The organism is Corynebacterium pacaense (assembly GCF_900169525.1).
In the GTDB taxonomy this organism is placed as follows: domain Bacteria; phylum Actinomycetota; class Actinomycetes; order Mycobacteriales; family Mycobacteriaceae; genus Corynebacterium; species Corynebacterium pacaense.
In genome coordinates this window covers 831819-848133 of sequence record NZ_LT821239.1, presented here as the reverse complement: position 1 = coordinate 848133, position 16315 = coordinate 831819, and the positions used below count along the sequence as shown (strand labels likewise).

The 16315-nt window shown below is 65.1% G+C and carries 15 protein-coding genes; 4 read left to right on the top strand and 11 right to left on the bottom strand.

Annotated elements, in window-relative coordinates:
• The first annotated feature begins 321 nt into the window (after positions 1 to 321).
• The gene (menE, locus tag B7E02_RS04030; RefSeq protein WP_080793303.1) at positions 322 to 1452 is read left to right on the top strand and encodes an o-succinylbenzoate--CoA ligase; all 1131 of its coding nucleotides are present in this window, start codon (positions 322 to 324) and stop codon (positions 1450 to 1452) included.
• Here the strand turns inward: menE and B7E02_RS04025 are convergent.
• Positions 1449 to 2315, bottom strand: coding sequence for a glycosyltransferase (locus tag B7E02_RS04025; protein ID WP_080794426.1), 867 nt, complete (start codon positions 2313 to 2315; stop codon positions 1449 to 1451). The two genes, menE and B7E02_RS04025, sit on opposite strands and share 4 nt — an antisense overlap.
• A 152-nt stretch (positions 2316 to 2467) precedes the next feature.
• Between B7E02_RS04025 and B7E02_RS04020 the strand changes: the two genes are divergently transcribed.
• On the top strand, positions 2468 to 3361 hold the full coding sequence (locus B7E02_RS04020; protein WP_080793301.1) for a 1,4-dihydroxy-2-naphthoate polyprenyltransferase: 894 nt from the start codon (positions 2468 to 2470) through the stop codon (positions 3359 to 3361).
• Position 3362: 1 nt separating this feature from the next.
• Here B7E02_RS04020 and B7E02_RS04015 read toward each other — a convergent pair whose 3' ends face one another.
• The gene (locus B7E02_RS04015) at positions 3363 to 3683 is read right to left on the bottom strand and encodes a DUF4229 domain-containing protein (RefSeq protein WP_080793299.1); all 321 of its coding nucleotides are present in this window, start codon (positions 3681 to 3683) and stop codon (positions 3363 to 3365) included.
• A 93-nt stretch (positions 3684 to 3776) separates the two neighbouring features.
• Between B7E02_RS04015 and B7E02_RS04010 the strand changes: the two genes are divergently transcribed.
• A complete protein-coding gene (locus tag B7E02_RS04010) occupies positions 3777 to 4133 on the top strand; it encodes a hypothetical protein (RefSeq protein WP_080793298.1) in 357 nt (118 codons plus the stop codon).
• A 145-nt stretch (positions 4134 to 4278) separates the two neighbouring features.
• The gene (locus tag B7E02_RS04005) at positions 4279 to 4668 is read left to right on the top strand and encodes an ArsR/SmtB family transcription factor (protein ID WP_080793296.1); all 390 of its coding nucleotides are present in this window, start codon (positions 4279 to 4281) and stop codon (positions 4666 to 4668) included.
• Positions 4669 to 4805: 137 nt separating this feature from the next.
• Here B7E02_RS04005 and ccsB read toward each other — a convergent pair whose 3' ends face one another.
• From ccsB to B7E02_RS03960, 9 genes are all read right to left on the bottom strand, one after another.
• Entirely contained in the window at positions 4806 to 5831 is a 1026-nt protein-coding gene (gene ccsB, locus B7E02_RS04000; RefSeq protein ID WP_080793295.1) for a c-type cytochrome biogenesis protein CcsB, read from the bottom strand.
• Positions 5832 to 5979: 148 nt separating this feature from the next.
• Positions 5980 to 7614, bottom strand: a complete 1635-nt coding sequence (locus tag B7E02_RS03995) for a cytochrome c biogenesis protein ResB (RefSeq protein WP_080793293.1) — start codon at positions 7612 to 7614, stop codon at positions 5980 to 5982.
• A 60-nt stretch (positions 7615 to 7674) separates the two neighbouring features.
• Positions 7675 to 8481: a cytochrome c biogenesis CcdA family protein gene (locus B7E02_RS03990; protein WP_080793290.1), complete on the bottom strand. Its 807-nt coding sequence runs from the start codon at positions 8479 to 8481 to the stop codon at positions 7675 to 7677.
• Positions 8482 to 9105: a TlpA family protein disulfide reductase gene (locus B7E02_RS03985; RefSeq protein WP_143336635.1), complete on the bottom strand. Its 624-nt coding sequence runs from the start codon at positions 9103 to 9105 to the stop codon at positions 8482 to 8484.
• A 6-nt stretch (positions 9106 to 9111) separates the two neighbouring features.
• Positions 9112 to 9720, bottom strand: a complete 609-nt coding sequence (locus tag B7E02_RS03980; protein ID WP_080793289.1) for a histidine phosphatase family protein — start codon at positions 9718 to 9720, stop codon at positions 9112 to 9114.
• Positions 9721 to 9727: 7 nt separating this feature from the next.
• Positions 9728 to 11065 carry a glutamate-1-semialdehyde 2,1-aminomutase gene (gene hemL / locus B7E02_RS03975; RefSeq protein WP_080793287.1) on the bottom strand — a complete coding sequence of 446 codons (1338 nt, stop codon included), beginning with the start codon at positions 11063 to 11065 and terminating at the stop codon, positions 9728 to 9730.
• Positions 11066 to 11128: 63 nt separating this feature from the next.
• The gene (locus B7E02_RS03970) at positions 11129 to 12475 is read right to left on the bottom strand and encodes a protoporphyrinogen oxidase (RefSeq protein ID WP_080793285.1); all 1347 of its coding nucleotides are present in this window, start codon (positions 12473 to 12475) and stop codon (positions 11129 to 11131) included.
• Positions 12476 to 12487: 12 nt separating this feature from the next.
• Positions 12488 to 13564, bottom strand: coding sequence for a uroporphyrinogen decarboxylase (gene hemE, locus B7E02_RS03965; RefSeq protein WP_080793284.1), 1077 nt, complete (start codon positions 13562 to 13564; stop codon positions 12488 to 12490).
• Between the two features lie 144 nt (positions 13565 to 13708).
• Positions 13709 to 16315: a heavy metal translocating P-type ATPase gene (locus B7E02_RS03960; RefSeq protein WP_080793282.1), complete on the bottom strand. Its 2607-nt coding sequence runs from the start codon at positions 16313 to 16315 to the stop codon at positions 13709 to 13711.

Below are 16315 nucleotides of genomic sequence, written 5' to 3'. Positions count from 1 at the left end.
CACCGCCGGCCATGCCCGAACGTCCGGAAAAGGCACCCACCCCAGACATTGTTAAACTTCTATTTACCCTTGCGTAACCTTGAGTTCTTATTTAGAGTTGGTTCCACCAGTTCGCAGAGAGCATTCCGAGGAGGCGCACCAATGAGCACGTTCAGCAGATTCATCCATTGGCTCAGTACGGAGCCGGGATCGTCGGGCCCGTGCCGAATCGACAGCATCGGCATACTCGCGGTTCTCGACCACTCCTGAGGGCGGCCCCGCCGGGGTCACGGCCCTGAGGAATGTGTCGGCTCCTTTGGAGCCCGGTTAAACTCAACTCCCATGTCCCCCCACACCCTCGAGGTTCTGCCCGTCAGCCTGGCCGAACCGACCGCCATCATTGAGCAGCTGGAGGCCGCGGTCGTCGGCAAGCATTCCTTTCTCCCCGTGCCCGCGCAGGACCCGGCGCGGGCACAGCTTCTGGCGGCATCCCAGCGGGCCGGACAGCCGATCGACGCGGAGATAGCGCTGGTGATGTCGACCTCCGGATCCACGGGGACGCCCAAGGGGGCCCTGCTGACGGCCGGGAACCTGATCAGTTCGGCCGATGCCACCCACGCCCGGTTGGGCGGGGAGGGGCAGTGGCTGCTTGCGATGCCCGCCCACCACATCGCCGGAATCCAGGTTCTCATCCGTTCCCTGGTCGCCGGGGTCGAACCCCTGGCACTCAATCTCAGCGGGGGTTTCGATGTCACGGAGTTCACCGCGGCCGCCCGCGAGCTCAAGGAAACCGGCGACCGCATCTACACCGCGCTGACGCCCATGCAGCTTCTCAAGGCGATGGACACCCTGGAGGGCATCGAGGGCCTCCGTCTCTTCGACGCGATCCTGATCGGTGGGGCGGCCCTGAGCCACCGGGCGGGCGAGGCGGCCGCCGCGCTCAGCATCAGCATCGTCACCACCTACGGTTCCTCGGAGACCGCCGGCGGCTGCGTCTACGACGGTCGCCCGCTGCCCGGCGCCCGTGGCCGGGTGCGCGATTCCCGGATCGAACTCGGTGGCCCGATGATAGCCAGGGGCTACCGCAACGAGGCGGGGTCCGAGGCCTTCAGCGAAGCAGGCTGGTTCAGGACCTCGGACGCAGGGGAGCTTGTCGACGGCCGACTCACCGTCACCGGACGGCTCGACGCGGTCATCGACTCCGGTGGACTGAAACTGCATCCGGAGGTCCTGGAGCGTGCGATCGCCGACATCAAGGGAGTCAGTGCCGCCTGCGTGGTCGGAATCCCGGACCCCCGGCTCGGTCAGGCCATCGTAGCGGTCTACTCCGGAACCCCCTCCCCCGCAGCGATCATCGAGGGGCTCGATGATCTGCCGCGGTGGCAGCTGCCCAAACAGCTGATGCACCTGTCCGCGCTGCCTATGATCGGCCCGGGAAAGGTAGACCGGCGGGCGGTATCGAGGTTGTTCTAGTCCTCCCTGCGACTGGCCTCGATGAGGATCTGCACATCCTCCCTTGTGTACACGTGTGCGATCTGCTCGTCGTTTCCGCCCATGAGGGTGTTGCCCACCACCAGGGCCCCCAGCTGGGTCGTGGGCACCACCGCGAAGTGCCGGGGCTTGGCGTAGACCTGCCGGATCGGGTGTCCCGATCGCAGTGCGCAGACATGGAGCCACACATCATCCGCCCTCCGGCATCCCTGAAGGAACACGTCCCCCTGTTCAACGACGTACTCGATGAAACTCGAGGGATAGAGGACACCCGACACGCCCGTGGCAAAGTGCAGGAAGGAGGCCTCCGAGGTGTTGGCGGGAGTCCACTTGACGTAGGGCAGCATCCGTCCGTCCCGGAGTTCAATGCGGTGGGCACGGTAGGCGACCACGACGTCGGTGCGCAGATCACCGATGAACAACAGCCGTTGCAGGAACCACTCCGGATAGATCATGTCATCGTCCACGGTGACCACGCGCTTTCCACTTCCCCGCAGTTCCCGGAACTCACCCCAGTACTTGGTGTGCGGGCCGTAGGAGCCGTCGCTGCATTTGACCTGCAGCCCGCGGTCCACCAGGCGGGTGATGGTGGCCGGCCAGACCCCGTTGAAATCCCCCTCATCCAGCCAGAGCACGATCGGCGATTTGAGGTAACCCCTGGCGATGGATTCAATGGTCAGATGGGCGTGAGCGAGTCGGCTCCCATGGGTGGTCAGGGAAACGACCACATCGCCGTCATCCGGAATTTGAGCGTGTGAGAACCTGTTCCGAAACGAAAGGGGCACCATCCTGAGGAAGGTGAGGAAGATGCTCGCAATCTGGGAAACCGCATATCCGATCCACATGGAATCCGGGCTCACCTCCATCAATCCGATTAACGGGTGACGGTCCAGACACCCGTTCTCCTACCTCCCAAACACAATAGCCCCAACCGCGCCCTCCGCACCGTCCATGGGCATTTACGCCAACGCACCGCTGATGGGGAAAGATGGGGACCATGTCTGAAATCTCTGGTTCCCCGCGCCCCACCGCATCCCAATGGCTCGAGGGTGCCCGCCCACACACGTGGGCCAATGCATTCTCCCCCGTTATCGCAGGCACCGGGGTGGCCGCCTACCACGGGGGATTCGTCTGGTGGAAGGCCATCCTCGCGGCCCTGGTGGCCTGGGCGCTGATCATCGGTGTCAACTTCGCCAACGACTACTCCGACGGGGTCCGTGGCACCGATGATGATCGCTCCGGGCCGCTCAGGCTCACGGGCTCGGGACTGGCACGACCACGACAGGTGAAAATGGCGGCCTTCATCAGCTTCGGTGTCGCCGGCATCGCGGGAACGGCGCTGAGCCTGAGCAGTGCGTGGTGGCTACTGCTCGGCGGCGTCATCTGCGTCCTGGCCGCTTGGTTCTACACCGGGGGCTCACGGCCCTACGGATACATGGGCCTCGGAGAACTCGCGGTGTTCATCTTCTTCGGTCTGGTGGCCGTCCTGGGCACCGAGTTCACCCAGAGCGGTGCGGTGAGCTGGCTTGGCCTGGCGGCGGCCGTCGGCATCGGGGCGTCATCCTCTGCGGTGAATCTGGCGAACAACATCCGAGACATCCCGAGCGACGCCGCCGCCGGAAAGATCACCCTGGCCGTGCGCCTGGGGGATGCCGGATCCAGGAGACTGTTCATCGGGCTGGTCTGCACACCGTTCATCATGACGGTGCTTATGGCTGCGGCGACGCTTCCCGTGCTGCTCGCTCTGATCGCACTGCCGCTCTACCTCGCCGGTGCGTTGCCGATCATCCGGGGACTCAAGGGCAGGGAACTTATCCCGGTACTCGGCATGACCGGGCGTGGGATGGCGGTGTGGGCCGTGGTGACCGCCGCCGCACTGGCCTGGCTCTAGCTCAGCGGTCGGCCAGTTCCTGCTGAACCCAGGCACGGTGCGCCCTGCGCTGGGCGTCCCACTGGCCGACCGCGCGCGTGGCGTTGATGCGCAGGCTGTCGAAGATCAGCATGGACAGGGGAAATGCCACGACAAGTGCCAGCATCGCGGACATCACCAGCGGCACCGGCGAACTGATCAGCCAGGCCAGACCCTGGATGATCAGGGTCAACACCACCACGAGCAGCACCCTCGCGCCCGCATAGACGATGACGTTCCGGCGCGCGGATCTCTGGACGTTGCGATCTAGTTCGGGCTGCTGGTTGCTGATGGACTCACTCACACGCTTTACCCTACTCAAACCCTCCTTCCACAGAAAGAAGCCACCACGGGCCACGTATTGTGGAGGGGAGGAAGACTTTTTAGGAGGCACAAGATGGGAAGACTCTTGCTTCTACTGCTCATTGTCGCAGCGATCGTGCTGCTGTGGATGGCGTTCAAGCCGTCCACCTGGAAGGGAAACCAACAGCGACGGGGCGGATCCGCATCCGCGCGCGAAATCAAGGGACCCGACGATGACGAGGAATTCCTCTGGAACATCGAGAAGAACCGCTTCAAACAGCGGCGTGCCCAGGAAGCCGCCCTCCGGGAGGAGGAGGACCGGATGAAGCGAGCCCGGGAGCGCTATTCCGACCCCACGGGGCCGAAGGAGACGGAAGGCCCCGATCAGGACGCGGAGAATCAACGCGACGACGATGACCAGTCCGGGGAGGGGAAGGGGACGAACCCCTGAGGCCGCGAATCCAGGTCACCGGGGATCGACGTGGGAGGAGCGCGGAAGGGCGCGGAAGGGCGCGGAAGGGCGCGGAAGGGCGCGGAAGGGCGCGGAAGGGCACCCCGGGTGAAAATTAGGTAATCCAAACCTATATAGTGGACGCATGGCCTCCCCAACGCCGCATCGCCCGCACCCCCGCTCCTCCGAGCCGGTCGTGGACAGACTATCTGCTGTCCCACCCGGTGAACTGAATGCACGAGCGGACCTGGCCAGCGACTTCTTCAAGGCCCTCGGAGACCCGACACGTCTACGCATCCTCTACCTCATCGCCTCCCAGCCGAACGCGGGGATCAGCTCGAACAGCCTGGCGAACACGCTCGGCCTCTCCGCCCCCACGATCACCCACCATATGAAAAAGCTGCTCAGCGTGGATCTGGTCACCAGGAGAAAGGACGGCAGATGGGGCTACTACTCGATCAACCCCGAGAACTCGGAGACGGTGACCGAGGTGCTCACCTCCGTTCTCTCCATGCCCCGGAGCCACCTCCACTGAACTGCCGGGACCACGCTGATCGCACCGGACGCCGGGGCACCCGGCTCCGTTGATCTTGGGCATGAAAAAGCCGCACCCCCGGAAAGGGTGCGGCACAAGGATGCGGGTGATTTAGGGTCACCCGCGATGACCTGCGGTTAGTTCAGTCCGGCGTAGGAGTGCAGGCCGGAGACAACCATGTTGATGAAAAAGAGATTGAACACCATTGTCCCCAGCGCCACGATATTGATCCAGGCGGCCTTCGTGTCGCGCCATCCGGCGGTGGCTCGCGCGTGCAGGTAGCCGGCATAGAGGATCCAGGTGATGAAGGCCATCGTCTCCTTCGGGTCCCATCCCCAGAACCTGCCCCATGCGGCCTCAGCCCACACCGCGCCGAGCACGATCCCCAGACCGAAGATGGGTACGGTCCAGATCGCGGTCTTGTAGGCGAGGTTGTCCAGGGTCTTCGCCGAGGGCAGCGGCTTGGCCACACCTCCGAAAAAGCCCTTCTCCCGTCCCTTCGGCTGCCACATGCGCAGCAGGTACAGCAGGGAGGCAATACCGGAAACCATGCCTATCGACGCTCCGATGGACACGGTGGAGACGTGAATCGGGTACCAGAAGGACTGCAGTGCGGGAACCACCGGAGCCGAATCGGCGTACAGCTTCGTCCCACCGAAGAACAGCAGTCCGAGCATCGGGGTGACCACCCAGGGCCACATGACACGCAGCTGCGGGCGCTGCAGCGCACAGGCCGCCAGGAACATCGCGCAGAAGGTGATCACCAGCACGTACTCGTAGAGGTTGCCGAAGGGAAAGCGCGAAGCGGAGAGTGCGCGCAGCACGATCGAGGCCAGGTGGATGAGCACGCCCAGCCACATCAGCGACTGCGTCATGTTCGCCAGCTTGCGGGCCTTGCCCTCACGAGCCGCCAGCGCCTCATCGGGAACCAGACCCGCATTGAGATCCACGTCCTCGGAAAGTGGGGCGGAGTCCGCATCCGCGGCCCCCACACTGACCAGTGAGCGCTCCTCTTGAACGCGCATGGCTTCGCGTCGGGCATCGATGATGCCCTGCTGCTTGACGTAGTACACCAATGACAGAATCAGTGCGAGGAAGTATACGACAAACGCGGTTTCGAAAGCGGTGTCCGAGAACGTCGCAAATGTCTGATTGACCGGCATGGGTTGGGCCACCCTTATCTCATACGAATTGTGCGGTTTTGATGACACACTACCCGCTCAACCGGGATGACAACCAATGCTCACCTGAACGGGTGTGGAAAACTCAAAGGAACTGTGAACTAGCTGTGACCAGCATAAAGGACCTCCATCAATCACGGTCCTCATCATCGAAGTAGACCTCGTCCTCCTCATCGGTCTCCTCGATACCGAGGAGTTTGTTATGGAAGACCTCATACTCCGAGCCCCAACCCGCGCGGTCGGTGCGGGCAAGGCCACCGGTCTCGACGCGGGTGCCGCCATCGGGCTGCGGATAGAAACGCACCCAGATACGACGACGCCTGATCATCAGCGATCCCACAAGGGCGACCAGTGTGATGCTGGTGGCCACCAGGACCCACACCTGACTGGGGTCGTGGCTGATCTGGTAGTTGGCGAACTCCGAGGCACCGTCGAAGGTGACCTCGGTGCCGTCGTCCAGAGTCACGGTGTCACCGGCCTGCAGGTTCACGCGTTCAATGCGCTGCAGCTGACCGCTGTGCATCAGCGAGGTGTCCAGGGAGAACAGCGACTGCCCGACACCGGTGTCCAGGCCGTTGTCACCACGGTAGATGTCAATGGCCACCGCCGGATCACGCATGGCGGGGTAGGCCGAGGTCAGCAGCTCACCGTTCTCCCCACTCCATTCCGCGGTGGGGGCGAACAATCCCTGGATGGCCAGCTGATTCTGGCGACGCTCATAGAGATCCGGGAACATTCCGGCCGGGGGATCGAAGCGCATGACCCCGGAGGAGAGGAAGAAGGTCGGATCGTCCGGACGCCACTGGACCGTCTGGGTCCGGGTCTCGCCATTGGGCCACTTCACCGAGAAGGTCGGTGCGAAACCGTGTCCCTGCAGGTAGACGCGGTCGCCCGCGATCCGCAGCGGATGGTTGACCCGGAGTTCATAGTCCTCCCAGGTGGCGGGATCGGTGTTGATGTCATCGCCGAGGGCGTAGGAGATGTTGGACCGGAACATCTCCGCCTGACCGTTGGGCAGATAATCGGCGGAGAAGTCGTGCGCCTCGAAACAGAAGGTACTCAGGCCCGTCCCGTCGAAATTCGCACCCGCACGGAAGGAGTCATAATTGGCGGTGGCGGTGTTGCAGAACATCGAGTTCTGCGAACTCTGCTCCCCGTCGGTGACCACGATGACGTGGCCCTCATAGTAGAAAAGCCGCCCCAGACCGGCGGTGACGATGACGCAGACCAGGCCGAGGTGGAAAACAAGGTTGAAGAACTCCCTGATGTAACCCTTCTCGGCCGCGATCGACGCCGCCCCCGCGCGGTCTTCCGCCGGCGTGTACGCGGTGATCTTCCAACCCTTGAGCAGCCTGCGGGCATCGGCCTCGACCTCGGCGGCCGGCTTGTCAATGCTCCCCTGCCCGTGGTGGGCGAGTCGGGAGAGGTTCCGCGGAGCCCGCACCACCGGAGCGCGCAGTGCCTTGTAGTGGTCCCAGGTGCGCGGCAGAATGCATCCGACGAGGGAGATCAGCAGCAGCATGTAGATCGCTGTGAACCAGGAGGAGGAGAACACGTCGAAGAGCTGGAGCCTGTCGTAGATCTCGGCGAGCCGACCGTTGCTCTCGAGGTACTCCTGGACGTTGCCCTCGTTGAGGGAGCGCTGCGGGAGCAGCGCACCCGGAATAGCGGCAACCGCCAGGAGGAACAGCAGGGCGAGTGCCGTTCTCATACTCGTGAGCCAGTGCCACGCCTTCCTTGCGTACACCTTCACTGTTTTGAGCATTTGCTTGCTGCTTCTCTTCCTCGCGTTGTGATTGTTGATTTACCGCCTGCGGTGAAGGCGCTAGAGCAGGGTGGCGCCGTACTCCACTGTCCACTGCCGGATCCAGTTGATGAAGATCGCCCAGGTTCCGGACAGCAGCGCCACTCCGACCAGTACCAGCATGACCCCGCCGAAGATCTGGATACGGCGGGAGTTCCGCCGCAGCCAGTCCACGGCATGGAGTGCCCTGGTGGATCCCAGCGCGAGCAGGAGGAACGGCAAACCGAGGCCGAGACAGTACCCGATGATCAGGATCACTCCGCGGGCGGCCGTCATTCCCTCGGTGCCCGCGGACACGGAAATGATCGCGGCCAGGGTCGGTCCGAGACAGGGCGTCCAGCCGAGGGCGAAGACCCCGCCGAGCAGTGGTGCGCCGAGCCAGGTGGTCCATCGTTTGGGTGCCATCCGGGTATCCCTCTGCATTCCGGGGACGAACCCCATGAACACGAACCCCATGATGATGGTGATCACGCCACCGACCCGCATCAGGGTCTCCGCGTTGAGGGTGAGCACACTGATGGCACCGAAGACGGTGGCGGTGGCGAGGACGAACACCACGGTGAACCCGAGGATGAACATCAGCGCCGCTCCGGCAACCCGACCGCGGCGGGTCTTCACCCTTGTGCCACCCGAGGTGTACTCCACCTCTCCCCCGACCACACCGGCGAGGTAGGAGATGTACCCGGGGACGAGGGGAACGACGCAGGGGCTGGCGAAGGAGACCAGCCCGGCCGCGGCCGCCGCGAGGATCCCCAGCAGGAGGGGACCCGACGCCGCGGTGTCGGCGAACTGCTGGCCAAGACCCTGGGCTGCGGTGATCGTGAGCATCTAGGTCTCGTCCACCAGCGGAAGTGCCACGTCGAGGACGTCCCCGGCGGTCACCTCACGCAGGAACACCGCCGCCGGCCGGTGCTGCCGGTCCAGGATGATCGTGGTGGGGATGACCGAGGCCGGGACTCCGCCGAGTGCCGCGGCCGTCATGAACGGCGGGTCGTAGATGCTGGGGTAGGTCAGGCCGTTGTCGGTGACAAAATCCTGTGCGATCTCCCGTGAGTAGTCACGGACGTTGATTCCGAGCACGGTGCCCACCGGGCCGGCCGCACCACCCGCGGTCTGGAGTTCATCCTGGATGGCCTGGAGGTCATCGGATTCCGAGCGGCAGGGGGCGCACCACTGTCCCCAGGCGTTGAGCACGACAACCTGGTCCTCGAAATCCGACAGTGAAATCGTGGTGCCCTCCTGCATCAGCGAATCACCGCTGATCTCCGGAAGCGGCTGACGATCGGCCTGATCATAGAAAATCTCCGTCTGCCCACCCGGTGAATGGAACTGGAAGGTCCCACCGACGGCCACGGCGTCGGTGCCGGCGGTGCTGTCTTCGCCACAGGCGACCAGGGTCACGGAGGCGAGGGCCACGGCTGTCATGGCTGCGGCGAGTCGGGTTCTGGACACGGTGGATCAGATCTCCTGCGCTGGTTCGGTGTAACAGATGTCGACGATCTCCTGCTGACGGAAGATCAGCGAGGTCACCGATGCCAGATCGCACTGGCGGGCCGCGGGATTGTGGCCCAGACCCTGGCCGCGGACACTGCGCTGTACGCACACGATCGGCAGCTGGTGGCTGACCAGGATCGCCTCATGGCCCTCGGCGGCCAGCCGTGCCCGTTCCACCGCGTCCATCATCCGCGCCTCGATGACCGAATAGTGCTCGCCCCAACTGGGCAGGGAGGGCCTGGTCATCAGCTGCCACCTGATCGGGTTCCACAGCTGGGAACGCAATCCCTTGGTCCGGAGGCCCTCGAAGCGGTTGCCCGCCTCCAGCAGATCCTCGTCGGTGAGCACCTCCAATCCGGTGACCTGCGCGAACGCCTGGGCAGTCTCCTGGGCCCGCTGCAGCGGGGAGGCGGCCAGATGGACCACATCGTGGCCACGGAAGGAGGCTGCGGTGGCGGCGGCCTGGTTGCGACCCCGCTCGGACAGCCGGTATCCGGGCATCCGGCCGTAGAGGATCTTCTCGGGGTTGTGGACCTCGCCGTGGCGGACGAGGTGAACGATCGTGGAACTCATGGCACCTTTACGCGGTTGGCGCAGTGGCGGCGGCGGCCGCGCGTGCTGCGGGGATCAGGGCATCATCAATCTTCTGGAAATCATCCTCGCCAAGTGCCGAGGACACAAACCAGGTCTCGAAAACACTCGGCGGGGCATAGACGCCATGGTCGAGCAGGGTCTGGAAGAAGGGTGCGAATCGGAAGGTGTCGGCGGCTTTCATGTCACTGAAGTTGTGCCCCTCCCCCTCCGCGAAGCGGATGGAGAGCATGTTCGAGGCGCGCTGGATGTGGTGGGCGACGCCCTCCCTGCCGAGCGCGGCGGAGATCAGACCGCCGAGCCGGTCGGCGTTGGCATCGATGGTTGCGTAGAGCGCCTCATCGGCCAGGCTTAACGACGCCCGCCCCGCCGCAACAGCAACAGGGTTTCCGGACAGCGTGCCCGCCTGGTAGACCGGCCCCTGCGGGGCCAGCATGGACATGATCTCGGCCTTGCCGCCGAAGGCGGCCGCCGGCAGTCCGCCGGAGATGACCTTTCCAAAGGTGACCAGATCCGCCGTCACCCTGTCAATGCCGTACCAGCCGCGGTAGGAGGTGCGGAAGCCGGTCATGACCTCGTCGATGATCAGCAGCGCGCCATCCGCGTGGGCGATGGCCAGGAGCTTGTCATTGAAATTCTCCCGGGGTGCCACCGTTCCCATGTTGCCCGCCGCCGCCTCGGTGATGATGCAGGCGATCTGGCCCGGATACTGTGCGAAGGCGTTGCGCACGGCCTCAATGTCGTTATAAGGGACAACGATGGTGTCGGCGGTCTGCGCGCCGGTGATACCGGGGGAATCGGGAAGGGAGTAGGTGGCGACTCCGGAACCGGCGGAGGCCAGGAGCGCATCCACGTGGCCGTGGTAGCAGCCTTCGAACTTCAGGATCTTCGGGCGGCGGGTGTAACCGCGGGCCAGGCGAACGGCGGACATGGTCGCCTCAGTCCCGGAGTTGACCAGGCGCACCTCCTCGACCGAGGTGCGCCTGATGATATCCTCCGCCAGCTCCACCTCGCCGATCGTCGGCGCCCCGAAGGACAGACCTTTGGCCAGGGCGGCGCGGACCGCATCCAGCACAACGGGATGCGCGTGTCCCATGAGCATGGGACCCCAGGAACACACCAGATCCACATAGGTGTTTCCATCGACGTCAACCAGCGTGGAGCCCGATGCGCTTTCGATGAAGCGGGTCTGCCCCCCGACCGATCCGAACGCTCTGACCGGGGAGTTGACTCCCCCCGGGGTGAGTTTTTTCGCCTTGGTGAACCATTCTGCGGAACGGGCCGTGTTCATCGACGTGCCCGATGGGGATGAAGTCATGTCAATCATTGTATTGATTCATGCTGTGAAACCAATCTACGGAATTGACAGGGAAAACCTCGAAGCAGGGAATCAATTCCCGGCACCGGTCAGGCGGGCGACGGCTGCGCGGGCATCGGCGATCACCGCGGGTACTCCCACTCCCCCCGCCCATGCCCCGATGGCCTCCAGGCCCTCGATCCTGGCGATCTCCCCGCGGGCCGCGGCCGCCACCGAGAGATGGCCGACCCCGTAGGCGGGCAGTCCACCGAACCAGCGCTGCACGTAGATCTCCGACAACCCGGCGGCCCGGCCGTCAAAACCGGTGATCCGGTGCAGATCATCCAGTGCGATGTCCACCAGCTCATCCTCGTCCATGCGCACCGCGGCATCATCGCCGAGTCTGCCGAAGGAGGCACGTACCAGTGCACCGCCGCGGTCGCCGAGATGCGGCCACTTCCGTGAGGAGAAGGTGAAGGCCTTGGCCGTGATCCCGGGTTCATTGGCCGCCACGAGTATTCCCGATGCCTCGGGAAGTCCCTCCGCGGCATCGAACTTCATGCCCACCACCACCGAGGAGGCGAGCCGGATCGAGTTGAGGTGGGGGGAGGCGCCGGGGGCGATGTCGCGCAGCAGCACGGCTGCGGTGGGTGCCGGGACGGCGAGGACGATCCGATCGTATATCCCCACACCGCCCTTGACCTCGAAGCCGCCCTCGCGCGCGGTGATGGACGACACGAAACAGTCCAGGTGGATATCGGCGCCCGATTTCTCCGCCAGAGTCTCATAGAGTTCGGCGTAGCCTCCGCGGAAGGTGCCGAACACCGGTTTCGAGGCTGTGGAACCGCGCCGTCCCTCCTCCACGAGTTTCACCGCGGAGCTGAGCCTCAGCGGCTCACCGGACTCGGCGAGGGTGTCCAGCGCCTGGGCGAGGGCGGGGATCGTCGCGCGGACACCGAGATCGTCGGCGGTGGAGGAATACACCCCTCCGAGCAGTGCGGAAACGAGGGTGTCCACTATCTCTTCGCCGTAGGCGGCGCGCACCAGCGCGCCGACCGAGGCGTCACCACCGACCTCCCAGGACACCGTCGGTTCCGTGGCGGAGGCGTCGGCAAGCTCGGCCGGAATCCCCATCACCCCGCCGCGGGGAATGCCGCGGAGCTCGCCACCGGCATAGAGCAGCGAGCGTGCGTTTGAGGGGGAGACCAGAGAGTCGCGGAGGCCGAGCTCGGTGAAGAACTCCGTGGCGTCACCCCGGGCTGCCAGGTAGGCCTCGGCGCCCATGTCGGTGGGGCCGGAGGCGAAGGGCACCGTGAACAGTTTGCCCCCGATGCGCTCACCCGCCTCCAGCACGTCGATGTGAGCCGTCGGATCGGCCCTGTGGATCTCGTAGGCTGCGGTCAGACCCGACAGGCCGGCACCGATGATGGCATAGCGCATAAGAAGACTTCCTTAGGAGTGGATGATCCGAACGGCCTCGGTGATGTCCTCGGCATTGGTGTTGGGCAGCACGCCATGCCCGAGGTTAAAGATGTGCCCCCGCGCATCGCCCGCGGCGATCGCCGCGTCGGCCTCCGCCTTGATGCGCGCGATCTCCTCGCTCAGCGCCGCTGTCCCCGCGAAGAGCATCGCAGGGTCGAGGTTTCCCTGCAGCACCCTGGGGCCGGAGGCGGCGGAGATCCGCCGTGCCGCGGTGTCGAGCGGTACCCGCCAGTCAACGCCCATCACCTCGGACCCCGCCCTGCTCATCGATCCCAGCAGCTCACCGGTGCCCACACCGAAATGGATCCGCGGAATCCGGTGGCGTTCGATCCGCGAGAAGATCTCGGTGGAATGGGGAAGGACGTACCGCTCGTAATCGCGGGCTGTGAGGAAGCCCGCCCAGGAATCGAAGAGCTGCATGGCGTCGATACCGGCGTCGATCTGAACCTCGAGGAAGTTGACCACCGTGGGCACCAGTCGCTCCATCAGTGCGTGCCAGGTCGCAGGATCGCCGTGCATCATCGCCTTGGTCCGCTCATGGTTCTTGGAGGGACCGCCCTCGACGAGGTAGCTGGCGAGGGTGAAGGGGGCACCGGCGAAGCCGATCAGGGCCTGTTGATCATTGAGTTCCTCGAGGATGATGGCAATACCCGCCGCGACCTCCGGGACATCATGGTCGAGAATCGGAAGGGCATCAACATCCGCGCGCGTGCGGATGGGGTGTGCCAGCACGGGACCGCGCCCGGGGACGATTTCGACCTCCACCCCGGCGGCACGCAAAGGCACGACGATGTCGGAGAACAGGATGGCGGCGTCGACGTCGTGCCTGCGCACCGGCTGCAGGGTGATCTCGGCGAGGAGTTCGGGTTGGAAACAGGAATCCAGCATGCTGATTCCCTCACGCAGCTTGAGATACTCCGGCAGGGACCTGCCCGCCTGGCGCATGAACCAGACCGGCGTCCTGGTGGGGGTGGTGCCGCTCACGGCGTCGAGAATGGGCGCGTTGTTCAGGGTACGTCGGGTGGACGGAATCGTTTCGGGACACATGGGTTCAATCTTGCACCATCGACGGCGTGCGGGGAAACAAAGCCGAACCTTAGGAATGATCCCGATATCAACCGAAGTGTGGATGACCGGCGGACATCCCGGATAACGGGGGCGGGCCCTCCCCCGTGCCCCGGCACCGCAATCCTAGAGGCGTCGGGCCCGCAGGGAACGCCATTCGATCAGCAGCGAGGAGCCGAGCATCACCACGGTGGCCGCCATGGGGTGCAATAGTCCCGATACCGCCAGCACCACGGCCACCGCGTTGTAGGCCCAGGCGAACCCGATGTTGCCATTGACCAGTCGGACGTAGCGCCTTGCCAGTTTGAAGATCAGCGGCACGGCCATCACCTGCGGCCTCATCAGGACCACGTCGGCCGCCGGGTCATCGGAGTCATCGCGCAGATCCTTGGGATCGTCCACCCCCATGAGCAGGCCCACGTCGGCGACCCGCAGACAGTCCATGACGGAACTGTCACCGATCATCGCCACCGTCGAGCCCCTGGTATGCACCGAACGCACCGACTGGGACTTCTTCCCCGGCGCTATACCCGCCAGCACATGGGTGATGCCCAGGCTGTCCGCGTAACGTCTGGATACCGGATAGGTGTCGCGGCTGAGCATGATGGTTTCTATCCCCAGGTCCTCGAGCGCCTTGATGGCCTCGTCCGCATCCGGCTTCACCCCGTCGTGGAGGGTGATCACCCCCCTGTCCTTCCCCTTCCACCGGACGACCAGGGGCGCTCCACCCGAAGTGGCCGCCGCGGCGAGCCGGGGACTCAGGGAACTGCGGACCTCCGTCATCGAACGGGGCCGCCACAGCATCGCATCGACCGAACGCATGTGCAGGGTGCCGTCGGAATCGGGAAGAGGGATCTGCACGCTCGCCTTGAACGCACCGTCCTCGGTGATCTCGACCTCCCCGACATCGATCCAGTGCGGGACCTGGACGCCACCGGTACCGAAGTCCCGGGCCTCGCGGGCGGCCTTGACCAGCGCCTGGGAGACCGCGTGGTTGGATTCCATGGACAGCGCGCCGGCCACACGGAGCACGAGCTCGGCGTCCTCGCCCTTGTCCGCGGTGATGGTCTCCACCGTCATCCCGCCGTCGGTGAGGGTTCCCAGGCGGTTGAAGATCGCGGTGTCCACGTCGTCGAGCACCCTGAAGACCTCGCCGGAGCGGATAAGCATGCCGTGGCGGGCCGCGGCCTCAATGGTGTTGCGTGTGGCCAGCGCGGTGGACAGCGCCAGCGCGACGGGGCCGACGCAGGCCAGAACCGCGAGCGCGGTGGTGAATCCGGCATTGATGTTCCCCGAGATCAGCGCCCACAGGCAGAAATCAACGACGGCCAGGATGAAGGCGGCCGGAACGAGTGAACCCGCGGACTTCAGGGAGGCGCGGTTGTGCCTGTTTTCCCGCGCCATGGCCTCGGTGACCCACCTCCTGACCGCGGCGATGCGGGTGTTGTGCCCGGTGCGCAGGGCGCGGACCTTGATCTCGCTGTCCAGGTTCACACCACCCGCGTAGACGGGATCATTGACCTTGACCTTCCTGCGGTCCTGTCCCATGATGATGCTCGCCTCGATGGTTGTCCCCCCACCGATGATCTGACCGTCCACCGGGACCCGCGCGCCCGGGGGCACGATGACATCGTCGTTGACGCGGACCTCGGAGACGGGAATGTCGAGCCTGAGGGTGAGCGCACGCGAGCGGTCCCTGCGGACCACCGTGACCACATGTTGCGGATCCACTTTCGCCGCGTCGAGTTCGGTGAGCAGTCGGGACTGGCTGGACCTTCTGGTCAGCAGACGACCGGCGAGCAGAATCACGGTGATCCCGCAGGCGACGTCGAAGAACACCTCGTTCTGGGCGATACCGCCCTGGCTGAAGGCGAACCACTGGGGCTGGGAGCGCCATCCCGGTTCCCCCGCTGCGGTGAGCAGCAGCATGGCGAGCGACCAGAGATAGGCCAGGATCACCGCCCCGGAGCCCGCCGCGTCAAGCGCCGAGATGCCCCTGCGCAGGCCGCCGGCCGCGGCACGGTGGAAGGGCCAGGCCCCCCAGGTGACCACGGGCAGGGCGAGCGCTGCGACGACCCACTGCCAGTAGTCGAACTGCCAGCTGGACACATAGGAGATCAGCAACACGGCGAGCGCCGGCGGCAGGCAGAGCACCAGGCGCAATGGCGTGATCAGGGCCCGTGCGGTGAACAGCACGTCCCCGCTGCTGGTCCTGAGCTGCTCCCGTTGATCCGAGGTCGCCGAGATCCAGCCCGACTCCCTGGCGCGGAGTGCGGCGATGTGCTCCTCACGGGCGTGTCGACGCACCCGTGGGCTGACACTGCGGGATTTCGCGCGCCTGCGGAAGCGCTCCACCCGCGCCTCCCGGTCGGCCTCCATGTTGAGACGGTGGCTGCGCCGCAGTAGCGACCCGGGGGTCAGGTGTGCACGCACCCCGTGCGCGGCGAAAACATGGATGAGCATCTCCGGATCGACCCGGTCATTCGCCGTGACCCATGCCATGGATGTGGGATAGACCACCGTCGCCGAGACTCCGGGGATCTTCTCCAGATCGGCCTTGATCGCCGCGACCGAGGGTGCGCCCTTGAGTCCCTCGAGTTCAAAGGACAGTGAGCTGCGGTGTCTGCCCTCTGCCTCCAGTTCATCATCGCCGGTGTGTGCGCCGACACCGGCCCGCAGCGCCGCCACCTTGGCATCACTTATGGCGTGGTCAACATGATCCTGATCCGGCAC

Bases quoted from the DNA above. Each gene is read 5' to 3' on its own strand.
- B7E02_RS04010 (WP_080793298.1), top strand. From the start codon at position 3,777: ATGGGAAGACTCTTGCTTCTACTGCTCATTGTCGCAGCGATCGTGCTG.
- B7E02_RS04025 (WP_080794426.1), bottom strand. From the start codon at position 2,315: ATGTGGATCGGATATGCGGTTTCCCAGATTGCGAGCATCTTCCTCACC.
- ccsB (WP_080793295.1), bottom strand. From the start codon at position 5,831: ATGCCGGTCAATCAGACATTTGCGACGTTCTCGGACACCGCTTTCGAA.
- B7E02_RS03990 (WP_080793290.1), bottom strand. From the start codon at position 8,481: ATGCTCACGATCACCGCAGCCCAGGGTCTTGGCCAGCAGTTCGCCGAC.
- B7E02_RS04005 (WP_080793296.1), top strand. From the start codon at position 4,279: ATGGCCTCCCCAACGCCGCATCGCCCGCACCCCCGCTCCTCCGAGCCG.
- menE (WP_080793303.1), top strand. From the start codon at position 322: ATGTCCCCCCACACCCTCGAGGTTCTGCCCGTCAGCCTGGCCGAACCG.
- B7E02_RS04020 (WP_080793301.1), top strand. From the start codon at position 2,468: ATGTCTGAAATCTCTGGTTCCCCGCGCCCCACCGCATCCCAATGGCTC.
- hemL (WP_080793287.1), bottom strand. From the start codon at position 11,065: ATGATTGACATGACTTCATCCCCATCGGGCACGTCGATGAACACGGCC.
- B7E02_RS03970 (WP_080793285.1), bottom strand. From the start codon at position 12,475: ATGCGCTATGCCATCATCGGTGCCGGCCTGTCGGGTCTGACCGCAGCC.
- B7E02_RS03995 (WP_080793293.1), bottom strand. From the start codon at position 7,614: ATGCTCAAAACAGTGAAGGTGTACGCAAGGAAGGCGTGGCACTGGCTC.
- hemE (WP_080793284.1), bottom strand. From the start codon at position 13,564: ATGTGTCCCGAAACGATTCCGTCCACCCGACGTACCCTGAACAACGCG.
- B7E02_RS03980 (WP_080793289.1), bottom strand. From the start codon at position 9,720: ATGAGTTCCACGATCGTTCACCTCGTCCGCCACGGCGAGGTCCACAAC.